This window comes from Comamonas sp. GCA5 (genome assembly GCF_036541385.1).
Taxonomy (GTDB): domain Bacteria; phylum Pseudomonadota; class Gammaproteobacteria; order Burkholderiales; family Burkholderiaceae_C; genus Comamonas; species Comamonas aquatica.
In genome coordinates, this window is record NZ_JAZHFR010000242.1 from 1 (window position 1) to 388 (window position 388).

1 pseudogene is annotated in these 388 nt (G+C 52.8%); it reads right to left on the reverse strand.

Annotated features, from left to right (window positions below):
- Positions 1–265: pseudogene (locus tag SJH88_RS19485) on the reverse strand (DDE-type integrase/transposase/recombinase); the annotation flags it as partial.
- Positions 266–388: the final 123 nt, after the last annotated feature.

Here is a 388-nt window from a genome sequence, read left to right on the forward strand (position 1 = left end):
GATGGCTACCTATGCTCCAGCTCACCACCATCCCATCGAAACAATCAATCACTGGCGACAGGTAAATCTTGCCCGCGGGAATCTGGAATTCAGTAATGTCGGTGAGCCACTTCTGATTGGGCGCAGCGGCATGGAAGTCTCTATTGATGATGTTTTGCGGGGCTGCGCTGATCTCACCTAGGTACGAGTTGTACCTGCGGCGTTTAGGCTTGGACACGAGCAGTCCTTCTTGCTTCATTAATCGGCGCACCACTTTCTCGGAGATGCCTGGGCTGCTGCCGGTTTCGATGACACCTTGTTAAGGTGGCAGATGAAACCGGAGGTGGTTAATGGAGAGAAGAAGGACATTCAGTCGCGAGTTCAAACTCGAGGCGGTCAAACTGGTCGT